The 23,362-nt window shown below is 67.3% G+C and carries 24 protein-coding genes; 12 read left to right on the forward strand and 12 right to left on the reverse strand.

Features of this window, described 5'->3' with window-relative positions; genetic code table 11:
• Nucleotides 1-7: 7 nt before the first annotated feature.
• Together AC1C2U_RS02890 and AC1C2U_RS02895 are read left to right on the forward strand one after the other, a co-directional pair.
• A complete protein-coding gene (locus AC1C2U_RS02890) occupies nucleotides 8-454 on the forward strand; it encodes a GNAT family N-acetyltransferase (RefSeq protein ID WP_495360215.1) in 447 nt (148 codons plus the stop codon).
• A complete protein-coding gene (locus AC1C2U_RS02895) occupies nucleotides 454-678 on the forward strand; it encodes a hypothetical protein (RefSeq protein WP_495353882.1) in 225 nt (74 codons plus the stop codon). Before AC1C2U_RS02890 ends, AC1C2U_RS02895 begins: the two co-directional genes overlap by 1 nt.
• Nucleotides 679-707: 29 nt before the next feature.
• On the opposite strand, the gene AC1C2U_RS02900 is transcribed toward AC1C2U_RS02895, so the two are convergent.
• The gene (locus AC1C2U_RS02900; protein ID WP_495360216.1) at nucleotides 708-1,535 is read right to left on the reverse strand and encodes a methyltransferase domain-containing protein; all 828 of its coding nucleotides are present in this window, start codon (nucleotides 1,533-1,535) and stop codon (nucleotides 708-710) included.
• A gap of 52 nt (nucleotides 1,536-1,587) precedes the next feature.
• Here AC1C2U_RS02900 and AC1C2U_RS02905 point away from each other — a divergent pair, with 52 nt between their 5' ends.
• A complete protein-coding gene (locus AC1C2U_RS02905; RefSeq protein ID WP_495360217.1) occupies nucleotides 1,588-3,633 on the forward strand; it encodes a M3 family metallopeptidase in 2,046 nt (681 codons plus the stop codon).
• Here the strand turns inward: AC1C2U_RS02905 and AC1C2U_RS02910 are convergent.
• Nucleotides 3,547-4,659, reverse strand: a complete 1,113-nt coding sequence (locus AC1C2U_RS02910) for a DMT family transporter (protein WP_495360218.1) — start codon at nucleotides 4,657-4,659, stop codon at nucleotides 3,547-3,549. The genes AC1C2U_RS02905 and AC1C2U_RS02910 overlap by 87 nt on opposite strands.
• A 33-nt stretch (nucleotides 4,660-4,692) precedes the next feature.
• Between AC1C2U_RS02910 and AC1C2U_RS02915 the strand changes: the two genes are divergently transcribed.
• On the forward strand, nucleotides 4,693-5,313 hold the full coding sequence (locus AC1C2U_RS02915; protein ID WP_495360219.1) for a TetR/AcrR family transcriptional regulator: 621 nt from the start codon (nucleotides 4,693-4,695) through the stop codon (nucleotides 5,311-5,313).
• A 59-nt stretch (nucleotides 5,314-5,372) separates the two neighbouring features.
• Here AC1C2U_RS02915 and AC1C2U_RS02920 read toward each other — a convergent pair whose 3' ends face one another.
• From AC1C2U_RS02920 to sufB, 5 genes are read right to left on the reverse strand one after another with little or no spacing between them, the layout of a single operon-like run.
• Nucleotides 5,373-5,702 (reverse strand): metal-sulfur cluster assembly factor, encoded by a 330-nt coding sequence (locus AC1C2U_RS02920; RefSeq protein WP_495353877.1) that lies wholly within the window; start codon nucleotides 5,700-5,702, stop codon nucleotides 5,373-5,375.
• Between the two features lie 19 nt (nucleotides 5,703-5,721).
• Nucleotides 5,722-6,507 carry a Fe-S cluster assembly ATPase SufC gene (sufC, locus tag AC1C2U_RS02925; protein WP_495360220.1) on the reverse strand — a complete coding sequence of 262 codons (786 nt, stop codon included), beginning with the start codon at nucleotides 6,505-6,507 and terminating at the stop codon, nucleotides 5,722-5,724.
• A 52-nt stretch (nucleotides 6,508-6,559) separates the two neighbouring features.
• Nucleotides 6,560-6,886: a non-heme iron oxygenase ferredoxin subunit gene (locus AC1C2U_RS02930; protein WP_495360221.1), complete on the reverse strand. Its 327-nt coding sequence runs from the start codon at nucleotides 6,884-6,886 to the stop codon at nucleotides 6,560-6,562.
• 1 nt (nucleotide 6,887) lies between these two features.
• A complete protein-coding gene (gene sufD / locus AC1C2U_RS02935; RefSeq protein WP_495360222.1) occupies nucleotides 6,888-8,096 on the reverse strand; it encodes a Fe-S cluster assembly protein SufD in 1,209 nt (402 codons plus the stop codon).
• A 14-nt stretch (nucleotides 8,097-8,110) separates the two neighbouring features.
• A complete protein-coding gene (gene sufB, locus AC1C2U_RS02940; protein ID WP_495360223.1) occupies nucleotides 8,111-9,529 on the reverse strand; it encodes a Fe-S cluster assembly protein SufB in 1,419 nt (472 codons plus the stop codon).
• A gap of 252 nt (nucleotides 9,530-9,781) precedes the next feature.
• Here sufB and AC1C2U_RS02945 point away from each other — a divergent pair, with 252 nt between their 5' ends.
• A complete protein-coding gene (locus tag AC1C2U_RS02945; protein ID WP_495360224.1) occupies nucleotides 9,782-10,690 on the forward strand; it encodes a COX15/CtaA family protein in 909 nt (302 codons plus the stop codon).
• 42 nt (nucleotides 10,691-10,732) lie between these two features.
• Complete coding sequence (locus tag AC1C2U_RS02950; RefSeq protein WP_495360225.1) at nucleotides 10,733-11,119, forward strand: VOC family protein; 387 nt, start codon at nucleotides 10,733-10,735, stop codon at nucleotides 11,117-11,119.
• 30 nt (nucleotides 11,120-11,149) lie between these two features.
• Here AC1C2U_RS02950 and AC1C2U_RS02955 read toward each other — a convergent pair whose 3' ends face one another.
• Nucleotides 11,150-12,070, reverse strand: a complete 921-nt coding sequence (locus AC1C2U_RS02955) for a heme o synthase (RefSeq protein WP_495360226.1) — start codon at nucleotides 12,068-12,070, stop codon at nucleotides 11,150-11,152.
• 328 nt (nucleotides 12,071-12,398) lie between these two features.
• Between AC1C2U_RS02955 and tkt the strand changes: the two genes are divergently transcribed.
• From tkt to pgl, 6 genes are read left to right on the forward strand one after another with little or no spacing between them, the layout of a single operon-like run.
• Nucleotides 12,399-14,492, forward strand: coding sequence for a transketolase (gene tkt, locus AC1C2U_RS02960; RefSeq protein ID WP_495360227.1), 2,094 nt, complete (start codon nucleotides 12,399-12,401; stop codon nucleotides 14,490-14,492).
• Nucleotides 14,493-14,518: 26 nt separating this feature from the next.
• Nucleotides 14,519-15,628 (forward strand): transaldolase, encoded by a 1,110-nt coding sequence (gene tal, locus AC1C2U_RS02965; protein ID WP_495360228.1) that lies wholly within the window; start codon nucleotides 14,519-14,521, stop codon nucleotides 15,626-15,628.
• Entirely contained in the window at nucleotides 15,625-17,229 is a 1,605-nt protein-coding gene (locus tag AC1C2U_RS02970; RefSeq protein WP_495360229.1) for a phosphoglucose isomerase-related protein, read from the forward strand. The genes tal and AC1C2U_RS02970 overlap by 4 nt, the downstream gene beginning before the upstream one ends.
• A 15-nt stretch (nucleotides 17,230-17,244) precedes the next feature.
• Entirely contained in the window at nucleotides 17,245-18,786 is a 1,542-nt protein-coding gene (gene zwf, locus AC1C2U_RS02975) for a glucose-6-phosphate dehydrogenase (RefSeq protein ID WP_495360230.1), read from the forward strand.
• The gene (locus AC1C2U_RS02980) at nucleotides 18,783-19,742 is read left to right on the forward strand and encodes a glucose-6-phosphate dehydrogenase assembly protein OpcA (protein WP_495360231.1); all 960 of its coding nucleotides are present in this window, start codon (nucleotides 18,783-18,785) and stop codon (nucleotides 19,740-19,742) included. Before zwf ends, AC1C2U_RS02980 begins: the two co-directional genes overlap by 4 nt.
• A complete protein-coding gene (pgl, locus tag AC1C2U_RS02985) occupies nucleotides 19,739-20,509 on the forward strand; it encodes a 6-phosphogluconolactonase (protein ID WP_495360232.1) in 771 nt (256 codons plus the stop codon). The genes AC1C2U_RS02980 and pgl overlap by 4 nt, the downstream gene beginning before the upstream one ends.
• A 93-nt stretch (nucleotides 20,510-20,602) precedes the next feature.
• On the opposite strand, the gene AC1C2U_RS02990 is transcribed toward pgl, so the two are convergent.
• The 4 genes from AC1C2U_RS02990 to AC1C2U_RS03005 form a co-directional block, all read right to left on the reverse strand.
• On the reverse strand, nucleotides 20,603-20,968 hold the full coding sequence (locus AC1C2U_RS02990) for an RNA polymerase-binding protein RbpA (protein ID WP_495360233.1): 366 nt from the start codon (nucleotides 20,966-20,968) through the stop codon (nucleotides 20,603-20,605).
• 13 nt (nucleotides 20,969-20,981) lie between these two features.
• Complete coding sequence (gene secG / locus AC1C2U_RS02995; protein WP_108595410.1) at nucleotides 20,982-21,233, reverse strand: preprotein translocase subunit SecG; 252 nt, start codon at nucleotides 21,231-21,233, stop codon at nucleotides 20,982-20,984.
• A 103-nt stretch (nucleotides 21,234-21,336) separates the two neighbouring features.
• On the reverse strand, nucleotides 21,337-22,149 hold the full coding sequence (tpiA, locus tag AC1C2U_RS03000; protein WP_495360234.1) for a triose-phosphate isomerase: 813 nt from the start codon (nucleotides 22,147-22,149) through the stop codon (nucleotides 21,337-21,339).
• Entirely contained in the window at nucleotides 22,140-23,354 is a 1,215-nt protein-coding gene (locus tag AC1C2U_RS03005) for a phosphoglycerate kinase (protein WP_495360235.1), read from the reverse strand. The genes tpiA and AC1C2U_RS03005 overlap by 10 nt, the downstream gene beginning before the upstream one ends.
• Nucleotides 23,355-23,362 lie beyond the last annotated feature (8 nt).

The raw sequence follows: 23,362 nt of genomic DNA on the forward strand, positions 1-23,362 counted from the left end.
GGGAACCATGAGTTACGAAATACGGGCGGCCGGTGACGACGACTTCTTCGGATGGCTGCCGTTGTTCGAGACGTACTGCCGCTTCTACGAAACCGAACTCGACGACGCCAAGGCGCTGATCGTCTGGAATTGGATCCGTGACGAGGCCGAGCCGCTCACCGCTGCACTGGCCGTCGATGACGAGGGCCGGCCCATCGGGCTCGCCCACTTCCGGGCCGTGCCCCATACGTTGACCGCGACCCGCGGCATGTACCTCGATGACCTGTACGTCGACGAAGGTGCACGCGGTTCGGGCATCGGGAAGGCGCTCATCGAGTTCGTGCACGCTCGTTCAGCAGAGATCGGCCACGGCGGGGTCAGCTGGATCACTGCAGATGACAACGCGGAATCGCAACGCCTCTACGATCAGCTCGCCAAGCGCACCAGCTGGGTGACCTACGAGATGGATGCGTGATGCGACTCGGCACTCGCTGGGCGTTCGGCACCGTTCCGCCGGCATCCGTGCCCGCTGAGCTTCGCGAGCGCATCGCGGCCGCCGAGACAGCCTTCACTGGTGACGGCGCGAATCGTCACTGGACGCTCACCTGGCTCGAGGGTCGACCGATCGCCGAGCTCGACGATGGCACCGTGGTGCGCGAGACGATCATCGATGCGAACGACGCCGACGAGGATTGGTAGCGGGCCGACGACTTCCACCGTCGGGCTCGCTACGCGTGCGCGATGATCTCGCCGTGCGGCATGAGCAGCCAGCCGTCTTCGTCGGCCGCCCATGCGCGCCACGCGTCGGCGATGCGACGCAGCTCCTCGGGATTCGAATGACCAGATTCGATCGCGTGCGCCGCGAACTGCGACTCGGTCGCGCGTTCTGCCCACGACCCGCCCCACCATTCACGCTCGAGCTCGGTTGCGAACACCCAGGTCGTACCCGTCGCAGCGATGTCGGTGAAGCCCGCCTCTCGCGCCCAGCTCTTCAGGCGGCGACCGGCATCGGCCTCGCCGCCGTTCCATTCGTGCACCGAATGGTACAGCTCGAGCCAGCGGGTGAGGCCCGGTGAGACCGGGTTCCAGATCACACCGCCGTAGTCGACCTCGCGTGCCGCGACGACGCCACCTGGCTTCGTGACACGGCGGAACTCGCGCAACGCCTCGATGGGGCGGCCGAGGTGCTGCAAGACCTGGTGCGCATGCACGATGTCGAAGGAGTCGTCTTCGAACTCGAGCGCGTAGGCGTCGCCGACTCTGAACTCGACGTTGGCGACGCCCTCGCTCTGTGCGAGACCCGCCGCGTGGGTGACGACGCCGGCCGACGAGTCGATGCCGATGGCGGAGCCGGGCCGCACTCGACGGGCGAGATCGATCGTGATGGTCCCGGGGCCGCTGCCGACGTCCAGCACTCGCGCGCCCTCACGCAGGTGCGGCACGAGGTACGCCGCAGAGTTCTCCACGGTGCGCCATGAGTGTGTTCGCAGCACGCTCGAGTGGTGGCCGTGGGTGTACTCGTCTCGTCGGGCGTTCTCGGGCCGATCGGTGCTCATATCCCGAGCCTATGCTCCTCACTGATCGTGCGACACGAACTACGGTGGATGGATGCGCGACCCATCGAACCCGTTCCTCGAGCCGAGCCCCCTGCCCTATCGACTCCCCCTCTTCGCCCTCATTCGCCCAGAGCACTATCGGGAAGCGATCGAGCGCGGCATGCGCGAGCAGCGCGCAGCGGCCGCGGCGATCGCCATGAATGACGAACCGCCCACGTTCGAGAACACGATCACCGCGCTCGAGCGCTCGAGCGCCCTCCTTCGCCGGGTGCTTCCCGTGTTCGAGAACGCGAGCTCGGCCGACAGCAATGCCGCAATCGACCTGATCGAGGCCGAGTTCGCTCCGCTTCTCGCGGAGCACCGCGATGCGATCCGGCTGGACCCCCGCATCTACGCCCGGATCGTCGAGCTGCACTCCACCCTCGAAGAACTCGGCCTCGACGCCGAGTCCGCGTATCTGCTGGAGCGGTACCACCGCGAAGCCACCCTCGCGGGTGCTGCCCTCGAACCCGCCGATCGAGCCGAGCTCACTGCGCTGAATGCGCAGATCTCACGACTCACGACCGACTTCCAACAGCGCCTCCTCGCCGACACGAACGAGCTTGCGCTGCACATCGTCGAGGCCGACGAGCTCGCGGGCCTCGATGAGAGCCGGCGCTCGGCGGCACGCGAGGCCGCCGTCGCCCGCGGTCTCGAAGGCTGGCTCATCACCCTCGTGCTGCCGACGGCGCAGCCCGCCATCGCCTCGCTCTCTCATGACGAGGTGCGCGATCGGCTCTTCACCGCTTCACGGTCGCGCGGATGTCGCGGCGGCGACCACGACACCCGCGAGACGCTGCTCCAACTCGTGCGGATCCGAGCCTCGCGGGCACGGTTGCTCGGCTTCGCGGACCACGCGTCAGCAGTGACCGTCGACGAGACGGCCGGTACTCCTGAGGCGGTCGCCGACCTCCTCGCCCGCCTGGTGCCGGCCGCAACACAGAACGCCCGTCAGGAGGCGGCCGCGCTCACCGAACGCGCGGCTCGGCTCGGTTGGCGCAGCGTCGAGGCGTCGGACTGGGCGATTCACACCGAAGCGGTGCGACGTGAGCGTTTCGACGTCGACCTGCAGGCGATGCGCCCGTATCTCGAGTTCGATCGGGTGCTCACCGAGGGCGTCTTCCACGCTGCATCACTGCTGTACGGAGTGCACTTCGCCGAGCGCACCGACCTCGTCGCGTACCACCCCGACACCCGGATCTTCGAAGTCTTCGACGACGACGACAGCCCGGTCGGCCTGTACCTGATCGACCCGTACGCGCGCGACTCCAAGCGCGGCGGTGCCTGGATGAGCTCGCTCGTCGAGCAGTCCGACCTCGAAGCGACGCTTCCCGTAGTCGTGAACAACCTCAACGTTCCGAGGCCCGCGTCCGGTGAGCCGACCCTGCTCACCTTCGATGAGGCCGAGACGCTGTTCCACGAGTTCGGCCATGCGCTGCACGGCCTTTTCGCGAGAGTCGCGTTCCCCTCGTCGGCCGGCACCAACGTCTATCGCGACTTCGTCGAGCTGCCGAGCCAGGTCAACGAGTTGTGGCTCCTTCGACCGGAGGTGCTCGAGCACTTCGCCCGGCACGTCGAGACGGGCGAGCGAATGCCGCAGGCCCTCGTCGATCGCCTGTTCGCGTCGCGCACCTTCAACGAGGGCTTCTCGACGACCGAGTACCTTGCCGCTGCGGCTCTCGACCAGGCATGGCACCGTCTCTCCCCCGACGACGCCGCCGCGGTGACCGACGTCGCCGCCTTCGAACGACAGGCACTGGCCGCCGTGGGCCTCGACGACCCGCTCGTGCCCCCGCGCTACTCGAGCACCTACTTCGCCCATATCTTCGCCGGCGGCTACGACGCCGGGTACTACTCGTACATCTGGAGCGAGGTGCCGGGCGCCGACATCATGGCGTGGTTCGAGCAACAGGGCGGTGCGACGCGTGCCAACGGCGATCGATTCCGGGCGGAGATCCTCGAGCCGGGCGGCTCACGAGACCCGCGCGAATCGATCCGGCGTCTGCTCGGGCGCGAACCCGACATCGCCCCGCTCCTGGCACGACGGGGCCTCGCCTGAGCGTCGCTCAAGCCACCTCCGACGCGCTCTCCGAGCAGACCTGGCGACGAATACGCTCCTCGTTCGGACTTGTCGGTCTGATCTCGGACTTCGAGGAATCTGTCGACGCACGCGCGGCGGCGCCGACCGCGGTGACGCGATGACGAGCGCGACCGCTCCTGCACCGAGCACGAGGCCGACGAGGGTCGCCGGCGTGAACGGGTCGGCGAAGAGGATCGCGCCGGCGACCGCGGCAGTCGGGGCCACCAGGTACAGAAGCGCATTCAACGCGGTGATGCCGAGGCGACGGAGAAGGTACCAGTAGAGCGCGTAGCCGAGGAGTGTGGGGACCACAGCGATCACGAGCGTCGAGACCCAGAACGCGGCTGTGGCAGGCGGGGCGAACGTTCCGGTGACGGCGGCGAGGAGTGCCACGGCCACGAGGGTGACGGACGAGTGCACGGTGAGGGTCGCGAACACGGAGAGGCGAGCCGAGGTGCGCCGCTCAAGGAACGTGGCGGTGACGAGGCTGCCCAGTGCGACGAGCGGGAGGAGGTACGCGGGCGTGGGAGACCCCGCGGCCAAGGCGTCGGCCGCCACGATGAGCGCCACCCCCACCGCGCCGAGCACCAGGCCGAGCCATTGGAGCGCACGGACGCGAAGGCCGAGGAGCGGGCCGACGAGGGTCGCCACGACAAGAGGTTGGACCGCATCGATGAGCGCGGTCGTTCCCGACGACACGCCGGCGCCGACGGCCAGGTAGATCGGGACGACGTAGCCGAACTGTGCGAAGAATCCGATCGTGAGGTGCGGACGGATGTCGCGCCATGGCGGAAACACGAGCGGACGCCGTCGGACGTTCGCCGCGGCGATGAGGATCAGGAGGATGACCCCGACGGTGAGGTATCGCCAGAACAGGACTGTCAGAGCCGGAGCAGCGTCGGTGCCGATCTTCGCGATCACGAAGCCAGAACTCCAAGCCAGGACGAACGCGACGGATGCACCAATGAGAAGGAGGAATCCTGGTATACCGGTCTGTTTAGTCATTCGAACGAGTATACAGAGCGGTATAGTGGAGCCATGACCGCCGAGAATCTGCCCGAAGCGCTTCCTCACTACACGCCTGGAGCAGAGCGCGTGCTCGCCGCGGCATCCGAGCTCTTCTACCGTGAGGGAATCCACGCCGTGGGTGTCGACACCATCGCAGCCGCGGCAGGGGTGACGAAGAAGACGCTCTATGACCGGTTCGGATCGAAAGAGGCGCTCGCCGTCGCGTACCTGCGCGGGCGCGACGCGCGGTGGCGTGAGTACCTTGAACGGGAATTCGCGCAAGAGCCTCCGGGAAGCGTCGAACGCATCCTGGCAGTGTTCGACATCGCGGGCCGGTGGGCGATCGACAACTGCGGCAAAGGGTGCAGCGCCATCAACGCTCGCGCCGAGATGGACTACGCAACGACGCCCATTGCTGTCGAAGCCATCCGCCAGAAGAAATGGCTGCGGGATGTCTTCGAGCAACTCTGCCGCGATGCGGCGATCGCCGATACCGAACGCGTCGCCAAGAGTCTGATGCTGCTCTACGAGGGCGGCCTGGTGACCACCGGCATGGGCACGTTCGCCGAACCGTTCGCGGCGGCACGGGATGCGGCGGCCCTGCTCCTCACGTTCAGTGCACGCGGGCAGCGACCCGACGATGGCGCCTGAAACGACGGATGCCCCGTGCAGGCGTACTGCACGAGGCATCCGTAGAGGCGGAAGACGACTCAGATCGCGAAGCCGAGCGCCCGCATCATGTCGCGGCCGTCGTCGGTAATGCGCTCGGGGCCCCACGGCGGCATCCACACCCAGTTGATGCGGAACGCGTCGACGGTGCCGTCGAGCGCCTCAGCGGTCTGCTCTTCGATCACGTCGGTGAGGGGGCATCCGGCGCTCGTGAGCGTCATGTGGATGACCAGGGCGTCGTTCTCGTCGTCCCAGCCGAGGTCGTAGATGAGGCCGAGGTCGACGATGTTGACCCCGAGCTCGGGATCCATGACGTCTTTCAGCGCTTCTTCGACCTGGTCGTAGCGCTCAGGTGCGAGTGTGGTGACCATAGTGTGATTCTACCTCGCCCTATTCGGCCGGCACCGCTTCGGCCGCGGCCGTCTCGGCGACCTGGTACCGGTCGTAGCCCTCGTCTTCGAGTCGGTCGGCGAGCTCGGGGCCGCCCTGCTCGGCGATGCGGCCCGCCACGAAGACGTGCACGAAGTCGGGCTTGATGTAGCGCAGGATGCGCGTGTAGTGCGTGATCAGCAGGACGCCGAGGCCGGTGTGCGAGTGCGCCCGATTGACGCCCTCGGAGACGACCTTCAGCGCGTCGACGTCGAGTCCCGAGTCGGTCTCATCGAGCACGGCGAACTTCGGCTTCAGCAGTTCGAGCTGAAGGATCTCGTTGCGCTTCTTCTCGCCGCCCGAGAAGCCCTCGTTGACGTTGCGCTCGGCGAACGCCGAGTCCATCTTGAGGTTCGACATCGACTCGCGCACGTCTTTGATCCAGCCGCGGATCGGAGGCGCCTCGCCGTCGATCGCCGTCTTGGCGGTGCGGAGGAAGTTCGTGACCGTCACGCCCGGAATCTCGACTGGGTACTGCATCGCGAGGAAGAGGCCGGCGCGTGCGCGTGCGTCGACCGACATCTCGAGCACGTTCTCACCGTCGAGCAGGATCTCGCCCTGGACGACCTTGTACTTCGGGTGGCCGGCGATCGTGTACGCGAGGGTCGACTTGCCCGACCCGTTGGGGCCCATGATCGCGTGGATCTCGCCCTCGTTGATGACGAGGTCGACGCCGCGGAGGATCTCGCGGGTGCCCTGGTCGGTCTCGACGTTGACGTGGAGGTTCTTGATCTCGAGAACGGACATGTTCGTAGTGGTCTCTTTCGGTTGCCGGCCGTTCCGGGCCGGAGGAGGTGGGTCAGACGGTCAGGGTGACCATGGGGTCGATGTGGACGTCGCCGTCTCTGAGCTCGACCTGGTAGACCGGGACGGGCTCGTACGCGGGCAGCGTCAAAGGCTTGCCCGTCTTCAGGGAGAACATGGAGCCGTGGGCCCAGCACTCGAGGGTGTCGTCTTCGACGAAACCCTCGGCCAGCGAGATGTCGCCATGCGTGCAAGTGTCGCCGATGGCGTAGATCTCGCCCGCGGAGTCTTTCACCACGGCGATGGGAACGCCCTCGAGCACGAAGCGCGAGGCCTCGTTCACCGCGAGGTCGTCAGCTGAGCAGACACGAACAGATGCCACGTCAGCGACCTTCCAGTTCGGCTTCGATGGCCGCGGTCAGGCGGGCTTCGAGGTCGGCCGAGCCGATCTTCTGCACGATGTCGGTGAGGAAGCCGCGCACGACGAGTCGACGTGCTTCGTCTTCACTGATGCCGCGAGCCATCAGGTAGAACAGCTGCTCGTCGTCGAAGCGACCGGTGGCACTCGCGTGCCCGGCGCCTTCGATGTCCCCGGTCTCGATCTCGAGGTTCGGCACGGAGTCGGCGCGAGTGCCCTCGGTGAGCACGAGATTGCGGTTCTGCTCGTAGCTGTCGGTACCGGTTGCGGCGTTGCCGATCAGCACGTCGCCGACCCAGACGCTGCGCGCACCGGCGCCCTGCAGCGCACCCTTGTAGGTGACGCGGCTCTTGGTGTGCGGTGCGTCGTGGTGCACGTACACCTGCTGCTCGAGGTGCTGGCCCGCGTCGGCGAAGTAGAGGCCGAGGGCCTCGATGTCGGCGCCCTGCTCGGCAAGGTGGGTCGACGGGTTCACCCGCACGACCTTGCCGCCGAGGGAGACGACGATGTGCTTGAGGAACGCGTCCCGGCCGAGACGGGAGAACTGGCTCGAGAGATGCACGGCCTCGTCGTCCCACTCCTGCAGCGAGACGACGGTGAGGGATGCCCCGTCGCCGACGAGGATCTCGACGTTCTCGCTGAGTCGGGCGGCACCCGTGCCGGCGAGCACCACGAATCCGCGGCTGTTCGGCGCGGCCTCGATGACGGTGTGCGCGGCGCGCGGGGCGTCGCCGAGACCGGTGCGGGTCACGAACGCGATCTTCTCGTCTTCGCCGGTGACCGAGACGAGGAGGGCCTCGCCGAAGGTCGACCACGCGTTGGCGCTCGCGCGCTCTTCGGGCGTACCCGCCGTGCCGATGCGGGCGTCGTCGCGCGGGATGTACGAGAAGGCGATGCCCGAGACATCCGCGCCGTCTTGAGCCTGTCGAAGGGTCGTCTCGATCGGAAGTCGCGAACCGTCGAGCTCACCGCCGGTGAGGTCGGCGAAGGTCGCGACCGGGGAGAGCTTCCACTCGCGCTCGCGTCCGTTGACGGGCTCGAAGTCGTCGACGTTCACCGAGCGGAACCGCTCGGAGCGGGTCTGCACGGGCACGAAGGCGCCGTCGGAGTGCGCGACGAGGCCGTGTTGCCCGGGAGTGGCCAGAGGGGATGAACGCTGTGTTGTGCTGGTCATCTGATCGGTCATTCCTAGCCGACGCTGCCTTCCATGCCCATCTCGATGAGCTTGTTGAGTTCCATGGCGTATTCCATGGGGAGTTCACGCGCGATCGGCTCGATGAAGCCGCGCACGATCATCGACATGGCCTCGGTCTCGTCGATGCCACGGCTCATGAGGTAGAAGAGCTGCTCCTCGCTGACCTTCGAGACCGTGGCCTCGTGTCCGAGCTTCACGTCGTCGACGCGGATGTCGATAGCCGGGTAGGTGTCGGAGCGAGAGATCGTGTCGACGAGCAATGCGTCGCAGACGACGCTGTTCGCCGAGTGATGCGCGTTGGCGTCGATGCGGACCTCGCCGCGATAGCCCGCTCGGCCGCCGCCGCGCGCGATCGACTTCGAGACGATCGACGACTGCGTGTACGGCGCCATGTGGATCATCTTGGCGCCGGCGTCCTGGTGCTGGCCGGGGCCGGCGAAGGCGACGGAAAGCGTCTCGCCCTTGGCGTGTTCGCCCATGAGGAAGATCGACGGATACTTCATCGTGACCTTGGAGCCGATGTTGCCGTCGACCCATTCCATGGTCGCGCCTTCGGCTGCAGTCGCACGTTTGGTCACGAGGTTGTAGACGTTGTTCGACCAGTTCTGGATCGTCGTGTACCGAACGCGTGCGTTCTTCTTCACGATGATCTCGACGACGGCCGAGTGGAGCGAGTCGCTCTTGTAGATCGGCGCCGTGCAGCCTTCGATGTAGTGCACGTAGCTGTCTTCGTCGGCGATGATGAGCGTGCGCTCGAACTGACCCATGTTCTCGGTGTTGATGCGGAAGTAGGCCTGCAGCGGGATCTCGACGTGAACGCCTTTCGGCACGTAGACGAACGAGCCGCCCGACCAGACGGCGGTGTTGAGCGCGGCGAACTTGTTGTCGCCGGCCGGGATCACGGTGCCGAAGTACTCTTCGAAGACCTCGGGGTGCTCGCGCAGCGCGGTGTCGGTGTCCATGAAGATGACACCCTGACGCTCGAGCTCTTCGTTGATCTGGTGGTAGACCACCTCGGACTCGTACTGGGCTGCGACGCCCGCGACGAGGCGCTGACGCTCGGCCTCGGGGATGCCGAGCCGCTCGTAGGTGTTCTTGATGTCGTCGGGCAGGTCTTCCCAGGTCTGGGCCTGCTTCTCGGTGGAGCGGACGAAGTACTTGATGTTGTCGAAGTCGATGTCCGACAGGTCGGCACCCCAGGTCGGCATGGGCTTGCGCTCGAAGAGCTGCAGCGCGCGCTGGCGACGCTTGAGCATCCATTCGGGCTCGTTCTTCAGCCCTGAGATGTCGGCGACCACCTCGGGTGAGACACCGCGTCGGGCGGATGCCCCGGCGGCGTCGGAGTCGGCCCAACCGAACTCGTACGTACCGAGTCCTTCGAGTTCTGGGCGGTCGATCAATACGTCCGTCATGCTCTCCCTCTTCTCCTCCCGTGCAACCGGCTATCAGGCCGGCCCATTCCCCTCGTGAGTCGAGGCGCTCATTGAGTGGGTGATGATGTGCCCGGTGGCTTCAGTGCGAACCTAAGATGGCTGGTGGCTCATCCCGCGCGGTTTCGCGCGGTCGGCGAGCCTGCCAACCAGTCAAGTCTATAGGGTCGCAGGGGGCGCGGGGCAGGACTCCCAGCGCCGTCACAGCGCGACCAGGATCAGGATCGAACCCGCGTGACCCGCACTCTCCGCACCTTCGCCTGGGCCTCGTTCATCGCCCAGGTCACGATCATCGCGACGGGCGGCGCGGTGCGTCTGACGGGCTCGGGCCTCGGATGTCCCACTTGGCCCACGTGCACGGCCGACTCTCTCGTGCCGACCGACGAGCTCAGCTACCACTCCCTCATCGAGTTCGGCAATCGCATGATGACGGGCGTCGTCGGCATCATCGCCCTCGTCGTCTTCCTGCTGGTCTGGCGCATCCGGCGCGAGCGCCGCGACCTCTTCGCGCTTTCCTTCATCGTCGGTGTCGGAATCGTCGCTCAGGCGATCGTCGGCGGCATCACGGTCTGGACGGGCCTGAACCCGTTCATCGTCGGGTTCCACTACCTTTCATCGCTCGCCCTGGTCTGCGTGACGGCCGCGTTCCTCGACCGCATGGACTCCCTCCCAGGGCCTCGGGAGCGGGCCGCGCCCGGCTGGTACGCAGCGCTCACGCACGGCGTGACGGCCGTGCTGCTCGTCTCGATCGTGTTCGGCGTGCTGACGACCGGCTCGGGCCCGCACTCCGGCGACTCGGCGGCGGGCCGCAGCGGCTTCGACTCCGAGATCCTCGAGCACATCCACGCCTGGCCGGGCTACGCCCTCCTCGCCCTGACGATCGTGCTCGTGGTCGCCGCATGGCGCCTGCGGCTGCCGACGCTCCGCTGGTCGATCGCGCTCCTCGTCGTCGAGCTCGTCCAGGTCGCAGTCGGCCTGTACCAGGCCCGCAATGGACTGCCGGCATTCGCGGTCGGCGTGCACATGGTGCTCGCGGCGCTCACTGCAGCGACGATGACGCTCGTCATCCTGCGCCTCAAGCGCCCGGTCGCCGCAGCGGTCACCGCGGGCGAGGGCGCGGCCGCCGCCGCATCCGCTCGCTGATAATATCTCGACGTCGAGAGATCTCGCGGCGAGAGGAGCAAGATGCGGCTGCATCACGTGCAAGTGGCGTGCCGGAGCGACGGCGAGGAAGAAGCCCGCCGCTTCTACCGCGACGGACTCGGGATGACCGAGGTGCCGAAGCCGCCAGAGCTGGCAGCCCGCGGCGGCTGTTGGTTCCGCTCGATCGCTGACGACGGCACCATCACTGCCGAGATCCACGTCGGGGTCGAAACTCCGTTCGCGCCGGCACGCAAGGCGCATCCCGCCTTCATCGTCGACTCGGTGACCGAACTCGACGCGACGGCTGAGCTGCTGCAGCAGCTCGGATTCGACGTCGACCGGCGCGAGCGCTCGACCTTCACCGGATACCTCCGATTCCACACCCGCGACGCCGACGGCAACCGAGTCGAAGTGCTCTGCCCGGCGTGACCGAAAACGACTCGCGCTGGTTCGGCGGGGTCAGAACGGCAGCAGCGGATCGACGCCGATGGCGAGGAACAGCAGCGACAGGTACGCGATCGAGCCGTGGAAGACGCGCATGGGCGAGACCTGCTCGTGCCGGATCGCCATGCTGTAGAGACGGTGCGTCTCGTAAATGAACCAGACGCCGGTGACCACCGCGACCGTCGAGTAGATGATTCCCATGTCGGCGATCGGAATGAGCAGCAGCGAGCAGGCGACGGTCGCCCACGCGTACAGGATGACCTGGAGGCCCACCTGCGCTCGGCCGCGCACGACAGCGAGCATCGGCACACCGGCTGCCGCGTAATCGTCTTTGTACTTCATCGAGAGCGGCCAGTAGTGCGGCGGCGTCCAGAGGAAGATGATGAGGAAGAGGATGAACGGCGGCCAACTGAGATCGCCGGTCACCGCAGCCCACCCGATGAGCACGGGCATGCAGCCGGCCACGCCGCCCCAGACGATGTTCTGCGCGGTGCGGCGCTTCAGGATGAGGCTGTAGAAGACCACGTACAGGAGGATGGCGCCGAGCGAGAGTGCGGCTGCCAGCCAGTTGGTGAAGACCCAGAGCCAGACGATCGACGCGAGTCCGAGCCCATAGGCGAACACGAGCGCTTCACGGTCGGTCAGTTCACCCGTGACGAGCGGTCGCCCCTGGGTGCGCTTCATGACGCGGTCGATGTCGCGGTCGATGTAGCAGTTGAACGCGCCGGCGGAGCCGGCGCTCATGGCGCCGCCGATGAGTGTGGCGACCAGCAGCCAGAGGCTCGGCAGCCCCCGCTCCGCGAGGATCATCGTCGGTGCCGTCACGACGAGCAACAACTCGATGACTCGCGGCTTCGTCAGCGCAAGGTAGGCGGAGAGCTTGCGCCGTACGGTCATCGCCGGTCGGGTGTCTCGAGTCTGTACGGCTGCCTGCATCGTTCCTCTTCCGGCGCGCGGGCGCGCATGTGCCGCCACGCCCGAGTTCGATTCTATGACATCAAATGTCGCAAGATCAGGTAATCGCTTTCCCTCGGCATATGGCCTCACTTCGTCCCCCGAGGCCGGTGATCTTCCCGTCACGTTCACGAAACGTGAGGAGTCCATATACTTGGCATTGCGCGCCCGACGGCGCGGATTCGAATTGCCGTCCGGGGCGACGACCAACGGGTCATCCGCCGGACAACTCGCGCCGTAGCGAATTCCGCGGTGACGGGAACCAACGGGTTCTCGCCGCCGTTCAATGACCGGAAGGAACGTACACCTCGTGGCAACTCTGCAGTGGGAAACCATCGACGACCAGGCGGTCGACACGGCTCGCGTGCTCGCGGCCGACGCCGTTGAAAAGGTCGGAAACGGGCATCCGGGCACCGCGATGAGCCTCGCGCCCGCCGCCTACCTCCTCTTCCAGAAGGTCATGCGCCGCGACCCCGCAGACCACGACTGGCTCGGCCGCGACCGGTTCATCCTCTCCGCCGGACACTCCTCGCTCACGCAGTACGTGCAGCTCTACCTCGCTGGCGACGGGCTCGAACTCTCCGACCTCGAGGCGCTGCGCACCTGGGGTTCGAAGACCCCCGGCCACCCCGAGTACGGCCACACCGCCGGCGTCGAGATCACCACCGGACCGCTCGGCCAAGGCCTCGCATCCGCCGTCGGCTTCGCCTACGCGGCGCGCTTCGAGCGCGGCCTCTTCGACCCCGAGGCCGCGGCGGGCACCAGCCCGTTCGACCACTTCGTGTACGTCGTAGCGGGTGACGGCGACCTGCAGGAGGGCATCACGAGCGAGGCATCCTCACTCGCCGGCCACCAGCAGCTCGGCAACCTCGTCGTGATCTACGACTCCAACCAGATCTCCATCGAAGACGACACCAACATCGCCTTCACCGAGAACGTCGCCGGGCGCTACGAGGCCTACGGCTGGCACGTGCAGACGGTCGACTGGAAGAAGACCGGCCAGTACGTCGAAGACGTCGCCGAGCTGAACGCGGCCATCCAGGCTGCGAAGGGCGAGTCCTCGAAGCCGTCGATCATCATCCTGAAGACGATCATCGGCTGGCCCTCCCCGGGCAAGCAGAACTCCGGCAAGATCCACGGCTCGGCGCTCGGCGCCGCCGAGCTCGCCGCGACGAAAGAGGTGCTCGGCTTCGACCCCGAGCAGAGCTTCGTCGTCGCCGCCGAGGTCATCGACCACACGCGACTCGCCGTCGAGCGCGGCGCAGCCGAGCACGCAGAGTGGCAGATCGCGTTCGACGCCTGGGCGGCGGCGAACCCCGACCGCAAGGCCCTGCTCGACCGGCTCGAGGCAGGCGAGCTCCCCGACGACATCGAATCGGTGCTCCCCGTCTTCGACGGTGGCACCGAGGTGTCCACCCGTGCAGCGTCCGGCAAGGTCATCAACGCCCTCGCCGGCGTACTGCCCGAGCTCTGGGGCGGTTCGGCCGACCTCGCCGAGTCGAACCTGACCACGATCAAGGGCGCGGCCTCATTCATCCCGACCGAGTGGTCGACGCACGAGTTCGCCGGCAACCCCTACGGTCGCGTGCTGCACTTCGGCATCCGCGAGCACGCGATGGGCGCCATCGTCAACGGCATCGTGCTGCACGGCAAGACGCGCGCCTTCGGCGGCACCTTCCTGATCTTCAGCGACTACATGCGACCTGCAGTGCGTCTCGCCGCACTCATGCAGGTGCCCTCGATCTTCGTCTGGACGCACGACTCGGTCGCCCTCGGCGAAGACGGCCCGACGCATCAGCCGGTCGAACAACTCGCAACCCTGCGGGCGATCCCGGGCCTCACGGTCGTGCGGCCCGCCGACGCGAATGAGGTCGCGCACGCCTGGCTCGAGATCCTGAAGCGCACGGATGCCCCGACGGGCATCGCACTCACCCGTCAGAACATCCCCGTGTTCGAGCGCGGCGACGGCGAGGCATCCGGTGACACCCTCGCCGCCGCGTCGAACGTCTCGAAGGGCGCGTACGTGCTCGCAGATGCGGCGTCTGGCGCGCCCGACGTGATCATCATCGCAACCGGCTCCGAGGTGCAGCTCGCCGTCGCCGCTCGCGAGACGCTCGCGGCAGAGGGCATCGGCGCGCGCGTCGTCTCGGCGCCATCGCTCGAGTGGTTCGAGGAGCAGCCGGCCGAGTACCGCGAACAGGTGCTGCCCGCGAGCGTGACTGCGCGAGTCTCGGTCGAGGCGGGCCTCGCCCTCTCCTGGCAGCGCTACCTCGGCAACCAGGGCCGCGCCGTGTCGATCGAGCACTTCGGCGCCTCCGCCGACTACAAGACCCTGTTCCGCGAGTTCGGCATCACGGCCGAGGCCGTCGTCGCCGCCGCGAAGGAATCGCTCGCGTCGGCCTGACGCGCGCCAGAAGAGGAGACACTCCCATGACCAGCTCCCCCACCGCAGCACTCTCGGAGGCGGGCGTCAGCATCTGGCTCGACGACCTCTCGCGTGAACGCATCGCCTCGGGCGACCTCGCACGGCTCATCGCCGAACGCGACGTCGTCGGCGTGACCACCAACCCGACGATCTTCGCAGGCGCCCTCGCCAAGGGCGAGCGCTACGCCGAACAGGTGCACGCCCTCGCTGCAGCAGGCGCCGACGTCGACACCGCGGTCTTCGAGATCACGACCGACGACGTGCGCGACGCCGCCGACATCTTCCGTCCGGTGTACGACCGCTCCAAGGGCTTCGACGGCCGCGTGTCCATCGAGGTCGCGCCCGGACTCGCACGTGACACCGCCGGCACGATCACTGAAGCCAAAACCCTGTGGGCGAAGGTCGACCGCCCCAACGTCATGATCAAGATCCCGGCGACGGTTGAGGGCCTCGACGCCATCACCGAAGCCATCGGATCCGGTATCAGCGTCAACGTCACGCTCATCTTCAGCCTCGACCGGTACCGCGAGGTCATCGAGGCATACCTCGCCGGCCTCGAGCAGGCCAAGGCAGTGGGCATCGACCTCTCGACCATCCACTCGGTCGCCTCCTTCTTCGTGTCGCGCGTCGACACCGAGATCGACAAGCGACTCGTGAGCATCGGCACCGACGAGGCGCTCGCCTTGAAAAGCAAGGCCGGCATCGCAAACGCCCGCCTCGCCTACGAGCTCTTCGAGCAGCAGTTCGCCACCGAGCGTGCCGCTGCCCTCCTCGCTGCCGGTGCCAACCGCCAGCGTCCGCTCTGGGCGTCGACGGGCGTGAAAGACCCGGCGCTTCACGACACCCTCTACGTGACCGAACTCGTCGCGCCGGGCGTCGTGAACACGATGCCCGAGAAGACCCTCGAGGCGACCTTCGATCACGGCGTCATCACTGGCGACACCGTCACCGGTGCGTACGCCGAGGCAGGCTCGGTGCTCGACGCACTCGCGAGCGTGGGCATCGATTACGACGACGTGACCCTGGTGCTCGAGAACGAGGGCGTCGACAAGTTCATCGTCTCGTGGAACGAACTCCTCGACACCGTCCGCGCTGCGCTGGAGGCAGCACGATGAGCTTCCGCATCTCCGTCAGCGGCGCCGCGGCCGACGCAGTACGCCGCACCGTTCCCGGACTCGTCGCCGACTACGTGGCGAGCGGCATCACCGGCCAGGACGCCGCGCTCTGGGGTGCAGCCGCTGAAGAGGAGTCGGCGAAACGACTCGGTTGGACCGAGGCCGTCGCGGTCTCCCGTCCTCTAATTCCAGAGATCGAGGCCCTCCGCGAGGAGCTCGAGGCGGCAGGCGTCGACCACATCGTGCTCGCGGGCATGGGCGGTTCGTCGCTCGCCCCCGAGGTCATCACGCGAACAACGAACGTCGACCTCACGGTGCTCGACTCGACCGAACCCGGACAGGTTCGCGCCGCCCTCGCCGATCGGCTCGCGACATCCGCCCTCGTCGTCTCTTCGAAGTCGGGGTCGACCGTCGAAACCGACAGCCAGCGCCGCGTCTACGAGCAGGCGTTCCGCGATGCGGGCATCGACCCCGCCTCGCGCATCATCGTCGTGACCGACCCGGGCTCGCCGCTCGACGAGTCGGCACGCGCCGCCGGGTACCGAGTCTTCAACGCCGATCCCAACGTCGGCGGCCGCTACTCGGCGCTCACGGCGTTCGGGCTGGTGCCCTCAGGCCTCGCGGGCGTCGACATCGCCGAGATCCTCGACGAGGCCGAGACGATCGAGCTCTCGCTCGCGATCGACAGCCCCGAGAACCCCGGACTCGTGCTGGGTGCCGCGATCGCGGCCACTCAGCCACTGCGCGACAAGCTCGGCATCATCGCCGACGGCACCCACATCGTCGGCTTCGCCGACTGGGCTGAACAGCTGATCGCCGAATCCACCGGCAAAGAGGGCACAGGGCTGCTTCCCGTCGTCCTCGGCGTTGACGCCCCCGAACTCGGCGAGAACCTCTCCGACCTGCAGATCGTGCGCCTCGTCGACGACGCCGGCGACGAGATCTTCGGCGACGACGACTCTGGCGAGATCCGAGTCTCCGGCACCCTCGGCGCGCAGCTGCTCGTCTGGGAGTACGCGACGGCGGTCGCCGGACGAGTCCTCGGCATCAACCCCTTCGATCAGCCCGATGTGGAGTCGGCGAAGATCGCCTCGCGCGGTCTCCTCGACTCTCGCCCCGAACCTGCGCCCGCGGCATTCGTGGAGAAGGGCATCGAAGTGCGCGGCACGCCCGAGGTCATCGGCGCCTCCAGCGACCTCGCCTCCGCGATCGACGTCCTGCTCGAAGAGCTCCCTGCGAACGGATACCTCTCGATCCAGGCGTATGTCGATCGCGTCGCGCACCCCGAGCTCGAGCGACTTCGTGATCTCCTGGCCGCACGTTCGGGTCGCCCGGTCACGTTCGGCTGGGGTCCGCGGTTCCTCCACTCGACCGGGCAGTTCCACAAGGGCGGCCCAGCGGTCGGCGCATTCCTCCAGATCACGCAGACACCCGCCGAAGACCTCGAGATCCCCGATCGGCCGTTCACGTTCGGTCAGCTGATCGCCGCGCAGGCTTCGGGCGATGCGAGCGTGCTCGCCGAGCACGGTCGTCCGGTGCTCACCTTGACCTTGACCAACCCATCGGCCGACACGGCGACGTTGTTCGACGTCGTCGACTGACCTCCCGGAGGAACGATGCAACCGGCCGCGATCACCGCGCAGCACAACCCGCTCCGCTCCCCCAAAGATTATCGATTGAACCGCATTGCGGGTCCGTCGAGCCTGATCATCTTCGGTGTCACCGGCGACCTGTCGCGCAAGAAGTTGATGCCGGCGGTCTACGACCTCGCGAACCGCGGTCTGCTGCCACCGGGCTTCGCCCTCGTCGGGTTCGCCCGACGGGACTGGGACGACCAGGACTTCGAAGCCGTCGTGCACGACTCGGTGAAGCAGTACGCCCGCACCGAGTTCCGCGAAGACGTCTGGAAGCAGCTGGCGCGCGGCATCCGCTTCGTTCAGGGCGACTTCGACGACGATGCCGCATTCGACCGCCTGCACTCGGTCGTCGAAGAACTCGACCGCGAACGCGGCACGATGGGCAACCATGCGTTCTACCTGTCGATCCCGCCGAAGTCGTTCCCAGTGGTCACCGAGCAGTTGAAGCGATCGGGGCTCACCGAGCAGCACGACAACCAGTGGCGCCGCGTCGTCATCGAGAAGCCCTTCGGCAGCGACCTGAAGACCGCGCGCGAGCTGAACGACGTCGTGGCTTCGGTGTTCCCGCCCGACTCGGTGTTCCGCATCGATCACTACCTCGGCAAGGAGACCGTCCAGAACATCCTGGCGCTCCGCTTCGCGAACCAGCTCTACGAGCCAATCTGGAATGCCAACTACGTCGATCACGTGCAGATCACGATGGCCGAAGACATCGGCGTCGGGGGCCGAGCCGGGTACTACGACGGCATCGGCGCGGCGCGCGACGTCATCCAGAACCACTTGCTGCAGCTTCTTGCACTCACGGCCATGGAGGAGCCGATCTCGTTCGAGGCCGGTGACCTGCGTGCCGAGAAGGAGAAGATCCTCGCCGCAGTGCGCCTGCCCGAAGACCTCGCATCGGGTACGGCCCGCGGGCAGTATTCCGGCGGGTGGCAGGGCGGCGAGAAGGTCATCGGATTCCTCGACGAAGACGGGATGAACCCCGAGTCGACCACCGAGACCTACGCGGCGATGAAGCTCACGATCGGCACCCGCCGTTGGGCCGGGGTTCCGTTCTACCTTCGTGCCGGCAAACGGCTCGGCCGACGCGTCACCGAGATCGCCGTCGTGTTCAAGCGTGCACCGCAGCAGGTGTTCGCCGACAGCCAGACGTCGCAGCTCGGCCAGAACGCACTCGTCATCCGGGTGCAGCCCGATGAGGGCGTCACGATCCGCTTCGGCTCGAAAGTGCCGGGAGCCGGCATGCAGGTGCGCGACGTCACGATGGACTTCGGCTATGGCCACGCCTTCACCGAGGCGAGCCCCGAGGCCTACGAGCGTCTGATCCTCGACGTGCTGCTCGGCGATCCGCCGCTCTTCCCCCGCCAAGAGGAGGTCGAGCTGTCGTGGAAGATCCTCGATCCGATCGAGGAGTTCTGGACGACGCAGGGTCAACCCGAGCAGTATCGGCCCGGCACGTGGGGGCCCTCCTCCGCCGACGAACTGCTCGAACGCGACGGACGAAACTGGAGACGCCCATGATCGTCGATCTGCCCGACACGACGACGAGCAAAGTCTCGAAGACCCTCGTGAAGATTCGTGAAGAGGGAGGCGTCGTCGCCCTCGGGCGCGTGCTCACCCTCGTCATCGCGACGACTCCCGGGGCTGAAGAAGAGGCGATCGAGGCGGCCAACGATGCCTCACGCGAGCATCCGATGCGCGTCATCGTCGTCTCGACCGAGCCAGGCACCGAGAACTCGGCGGTCGCACCGCGGCTCGACGCGGAGATCCGTGTCGGCGGTGATGCCGGTGCGAGCGAGGTGATCGTGTTGCGCGCCTGCGGCGATGCGGCGCTCGACGAGGAGAGCCTCGTCATGGCACTCCTGCTGCCTGACGCGCCTGTCGTCACCTGGTGGCCGGGTGCTGCACCCGAAGTTCCCGGGCGTTCAGCGCTCGGGCGCATCGCACACAGAAGAATCACGGATGCCTCGGCGCAGCCCGACCCGCAGGCGGCGCTGCGTGCGCTGGCTTCGAGCTACACGCCGGGTGACGCCGACTTCGCCTGGACGCGACTGACCCTGTGGCGGGCTCAACTCGCCGCAGTGCTCGACCAACCGCCGTACGAGCTCGTCACGGCCGTGGAGGTCTCCGGGGCGATCGACTCGCCGTCGACCACGCTGCTCGCCGCGTGGCTTCGGCTGGAACTCAACGCCCCGACCGCGTACGACCTCACCGGCGTCGAAGCAGGATCCCACGGCATCCACGGCGTACGGCTGGTGCGTGACGGCGGTGCCATCGAGCTGATCCGTGACATTCCCGGCATCGCGACTCTCCGCCAGCCTGGGCAACCGGTGCACGACCTGGCATTGCCCCGCCGCAGCCTCCGCGATTGTCTCGCCGACGAGCTTCGTCGGCTCGACCCCGATGAGTTGTACGGTGAAGTGATCACGAGCGGGCTCGAGCTCCTCGGCGCCGGCGACGAAGGAGACGTGGCATGACCAACGAACGACGGGTGCTCGTGCACCCCGACAAGGCCTCGCTGTCGGGCTCGGTTGCTGCCCGCTTCATCACGAAGCTCCTCGACATCCTCGACACGCAAGCGGTCGCCCACATCGTGCTCACCGGCGGCTCGATGGGCGCGGCCGTGCTCGAGGCGGTCGGTGCTTCGCCGGCGCACACGTCGATCGACTGGGCTCGGGTGCACTTCTGGTGGGGCGACGAGCGATGGGTTCCCGCGGGCGACGCCGAACGTAACGACGAACAGGCTCGCGTCGCCTTCCTCGGCGAGCTCGATCTGCCGGCCGAGAACCTGCACCCGTTCCCCGCCGCCGACTCCGGCCTCGAACTCGACGTTGCAGCAGAGGTGTACGCCGCAGAACTCGCGTCGCACGGCGTCGACGGGCTGCCGCATCCGATCTTCGACATCACCTTCCTCGGGGTCGGACCCGATGGCCACATCGCGTCGCTCTTCCCACACCGATCCGGCATCCAGGTGACCGACCGCACGGTGATCGCCGTGCGCAATTCGCCGAAGCCGCCGCCCGAGCGGCTGAGTCTCACGCGCCCGGTCATCAACGCCTCGCAGCGGGTCTGGCTCGTGCTCGCAGGCGCCGACAAGGCATCGGCCCTCGGCCTCGCTCTGGCCGGCGCGAGTCGTGACGAGGTGCCGGTCGCAGGCATCAAGGGGCGACGACGCACGGTCTTCTTCGTCGACGCGGCCGCCGCGTCCGAGGTTCCCGAGTCGCTCATCGCTCGCGACTACTGAGACGCTCAGCACTCTGCCGCGACACGTGCTGAGCTCCAGACGCGGAGAAGGGGTCGGCCTTCGGGCCGACCCCTTCTCATATTCTGCGTCGAGTCAGCTTTTGGGTGCCTGACCGCGACGGGTGCGAAGCTGTGTGAGCGCGTCATCGAGGAGGGCGGCCGCCTCTTCGTCCGTGCGACGTTCCTTCACGTAGGCGAGGTGCGTCTTATACGGCTCGAGTTTCGAGACCGACGGCGGGTTCTCCCGGTCGCGCCCCGCCGGCAGTCCGGACGACGGGCTGTCGATGGTCTCTGGGATCTCCTCTTCGGGCAGGCTGGCCGCGAAGTGGCGCACAGTCTCATTGCCGTGGGCGTCCCAGTAGCTGATGGCGACGCGATCGGCGTGGAACCCACGGTCTTGCTCGCCCATGGGTCCCGCTCCGACGCGTGAACCGCGGATAGCGCTGTTTCCTGATGCCATGATCGTGCTCCCGTCAGATTCCGGCGTCGAACTTGGTGATGAGGCCCAGCACGACGATGCAGGTGACCCACACGAGCCCGAGGATGACCGTGATGCGGTTCAGGTTGCGCTCGGCGACCCCGGATGCACCGAGGCTCGACGTGACGCCGCCACCGAACATGTCCGACAGACCGCCGCCACGACCCTTGTGCAGCAGGATGAGCAGCGTCAGCAGGAGGCTCGTGAGACCGAGCAGCACCTGCAGGACGACCTGGAGAATCTCCACTGGTGAACCTTTCCGGGCACGACAGATGAGTCGGGCCGACAATCGAGTATAGCTGGAAGCGCCAACGTGCCCGGGATCGCGAGCGACCCCGGGCACGGAGAATTCAGGCGCCGACGTGCTTCTTGAACCGCACGATGCTCGAGAACTCGTCGATGTCGAGGCTCGCACCGCCGACGAGCGCGCCGTCGACGTTCGGCTCGCGCAGGAAGGACGCGATGTTCGAGGCCTTCACGGAGCCGCCGTAGAGCACCCTCGTCGATTGTGCGACGTCTTCACCGACGAGCTCGACGAGGAGTGCACGGAGTGCGGCAGCCACCTGCTCGGCCTGCGCCGGCGTCGCGGCCTGGCCCGAACCGATCGCCCAGACCGGCTCGTACGCGACGACGAGGCCCTTCGCTCCGTCGACGCCCTCGAGAGCCGCGCGCAGCTGCGCGACCGGGACTGCACTCGGACCGTGCGTCTCGAGGTCTTCGGCGGTCTCGCCGATGCAGACCACCGGCACGAGGCCGTGGCGGTGCGCGGCCTTCACCTTCGCGTTGACCTCTGCATCGGACTCAGCGTGCAGCTGACGCCGCTCGGAATGCCCGATGATCACGTAGCGGCAGTCGAGCTGCGCGAGGAACGCGCCGGAGATCTCGCCGGTGTATGCGCCGGAGTCGTGCGCAGAGAGATCCTGCGCCCCGTAGGCGATGGGCAGTGAGTCTGCCGCAACCAGCGTCTGCACCGACCGAAGGTCGGTAAACGGCGGGAACACGGCGACCTCGGCGTCGGCGAAGTCGTGCTTCGCGTCGGCGAGGGCCCACGCCAACTTCTGCACGAATGCGATCGCCTGCAGGTGGTCGAGGTTCATCTTCCAGTTGCCTGCGATGAACGGGGTGCGTGCGCCGCCCTGAGCCGGTCGAAGCGTCACTGCCATCCGAGTACCTCCAGTCCGGGGAGCTTCTTGCCTTCGAGGAACTCGAGACTCGCGCCCCCGCCAGTTGAAATGTGACCGAATTGGTCATCGGCGAAGCCGAGTTGGCGAACGGCGGCCGCCGAATCACCACCGCCGACGACACTGAGCCCGTCGACCTGGGTGAGCGCCTCGGCGACCACACGGGTGCCCGCAGCGAACGGTTCGAGTTCGAACACGCCCATGGGGCCGTTCCAGAACACCGTCTTCGATGCGCGAATGTGTTCGGCGAACGCGGCGGCAGTCGCAGGTCCGATGTCGAGACCGAGTCCGGATGCCCCGAACGGCGTCTGTTCGATCGAATCGGCGGGTGCGATGACATGGTCGGCTTCCGCCGAGAACGATGCGGCCACCACGACGTCGGTCGGCAGCACGATGTCGACGCCGCGCTCGGTCGCCTCGGCGAGGTAGCCCTTGACCGTGTCGATCTGGTCGGCTTCGAGCAGGCTCGAACCGACCTTGTGCCCTTGGGCCGCGAGGAAGGTGAAGAGCATACCGCCGCCGATCAGCAGCGCATCGACCCGCGGAAGCAGGTGGGCGATGACGCCGAGCTTGTCGGAGACCTTGGAACCGCCGAGCACAACCGTGTATGGGCGTTCAGGTGTCTCGGTGAGACGGTCGAGCACGTCGAGCTCGGCGGCGATCAGGAGACCGGCCGCGCTCGGGCGCAACTGCTCGAGCTCGAACACGCTCGCCTGCTTGCGGTGCACCACGCCGAATCCGTCGGAGACGACGGCGTCGGCGAACGCCGCGAGTTCCCCGGCGAACGCCGTGCGCTCCCCCTCGTTCTTCGAGGTCTCCCCGGGGTTGAACCGCAGGTTCTCGAGTACGAGCACCTCGCCGTCGCCGAGGGCATCGACCTTCGCCGCGGCATCCGAACCGACCGTGTCGTTCGCGAAGGCCACCGGCGCTTCGATCAGCTCGCCGAGACGAGTCGCCACCGGTGCCAGGCTGTACTTCGGGTCGGGTGCGCCCTCTGGGCGCCCCAAGTGGGAAACCACAATGACGCGGGCTCCCTGAGCGACGAGCGCCGTCAGGGTGGGGACCGATGCCCGCACACGGCCGTCGTCCGTGATGACCCCGTCCCGCAGGGGGACGTTCAGATCACAACGGACGACGACGCGCTTGCCGGCGAGCGGACCGAGGGAATCGATCGTTCGCAGGGTCACTGGGTCTC

It is taken from the genome of Agromyces sp. Y575, assembly GCF_059445445.1.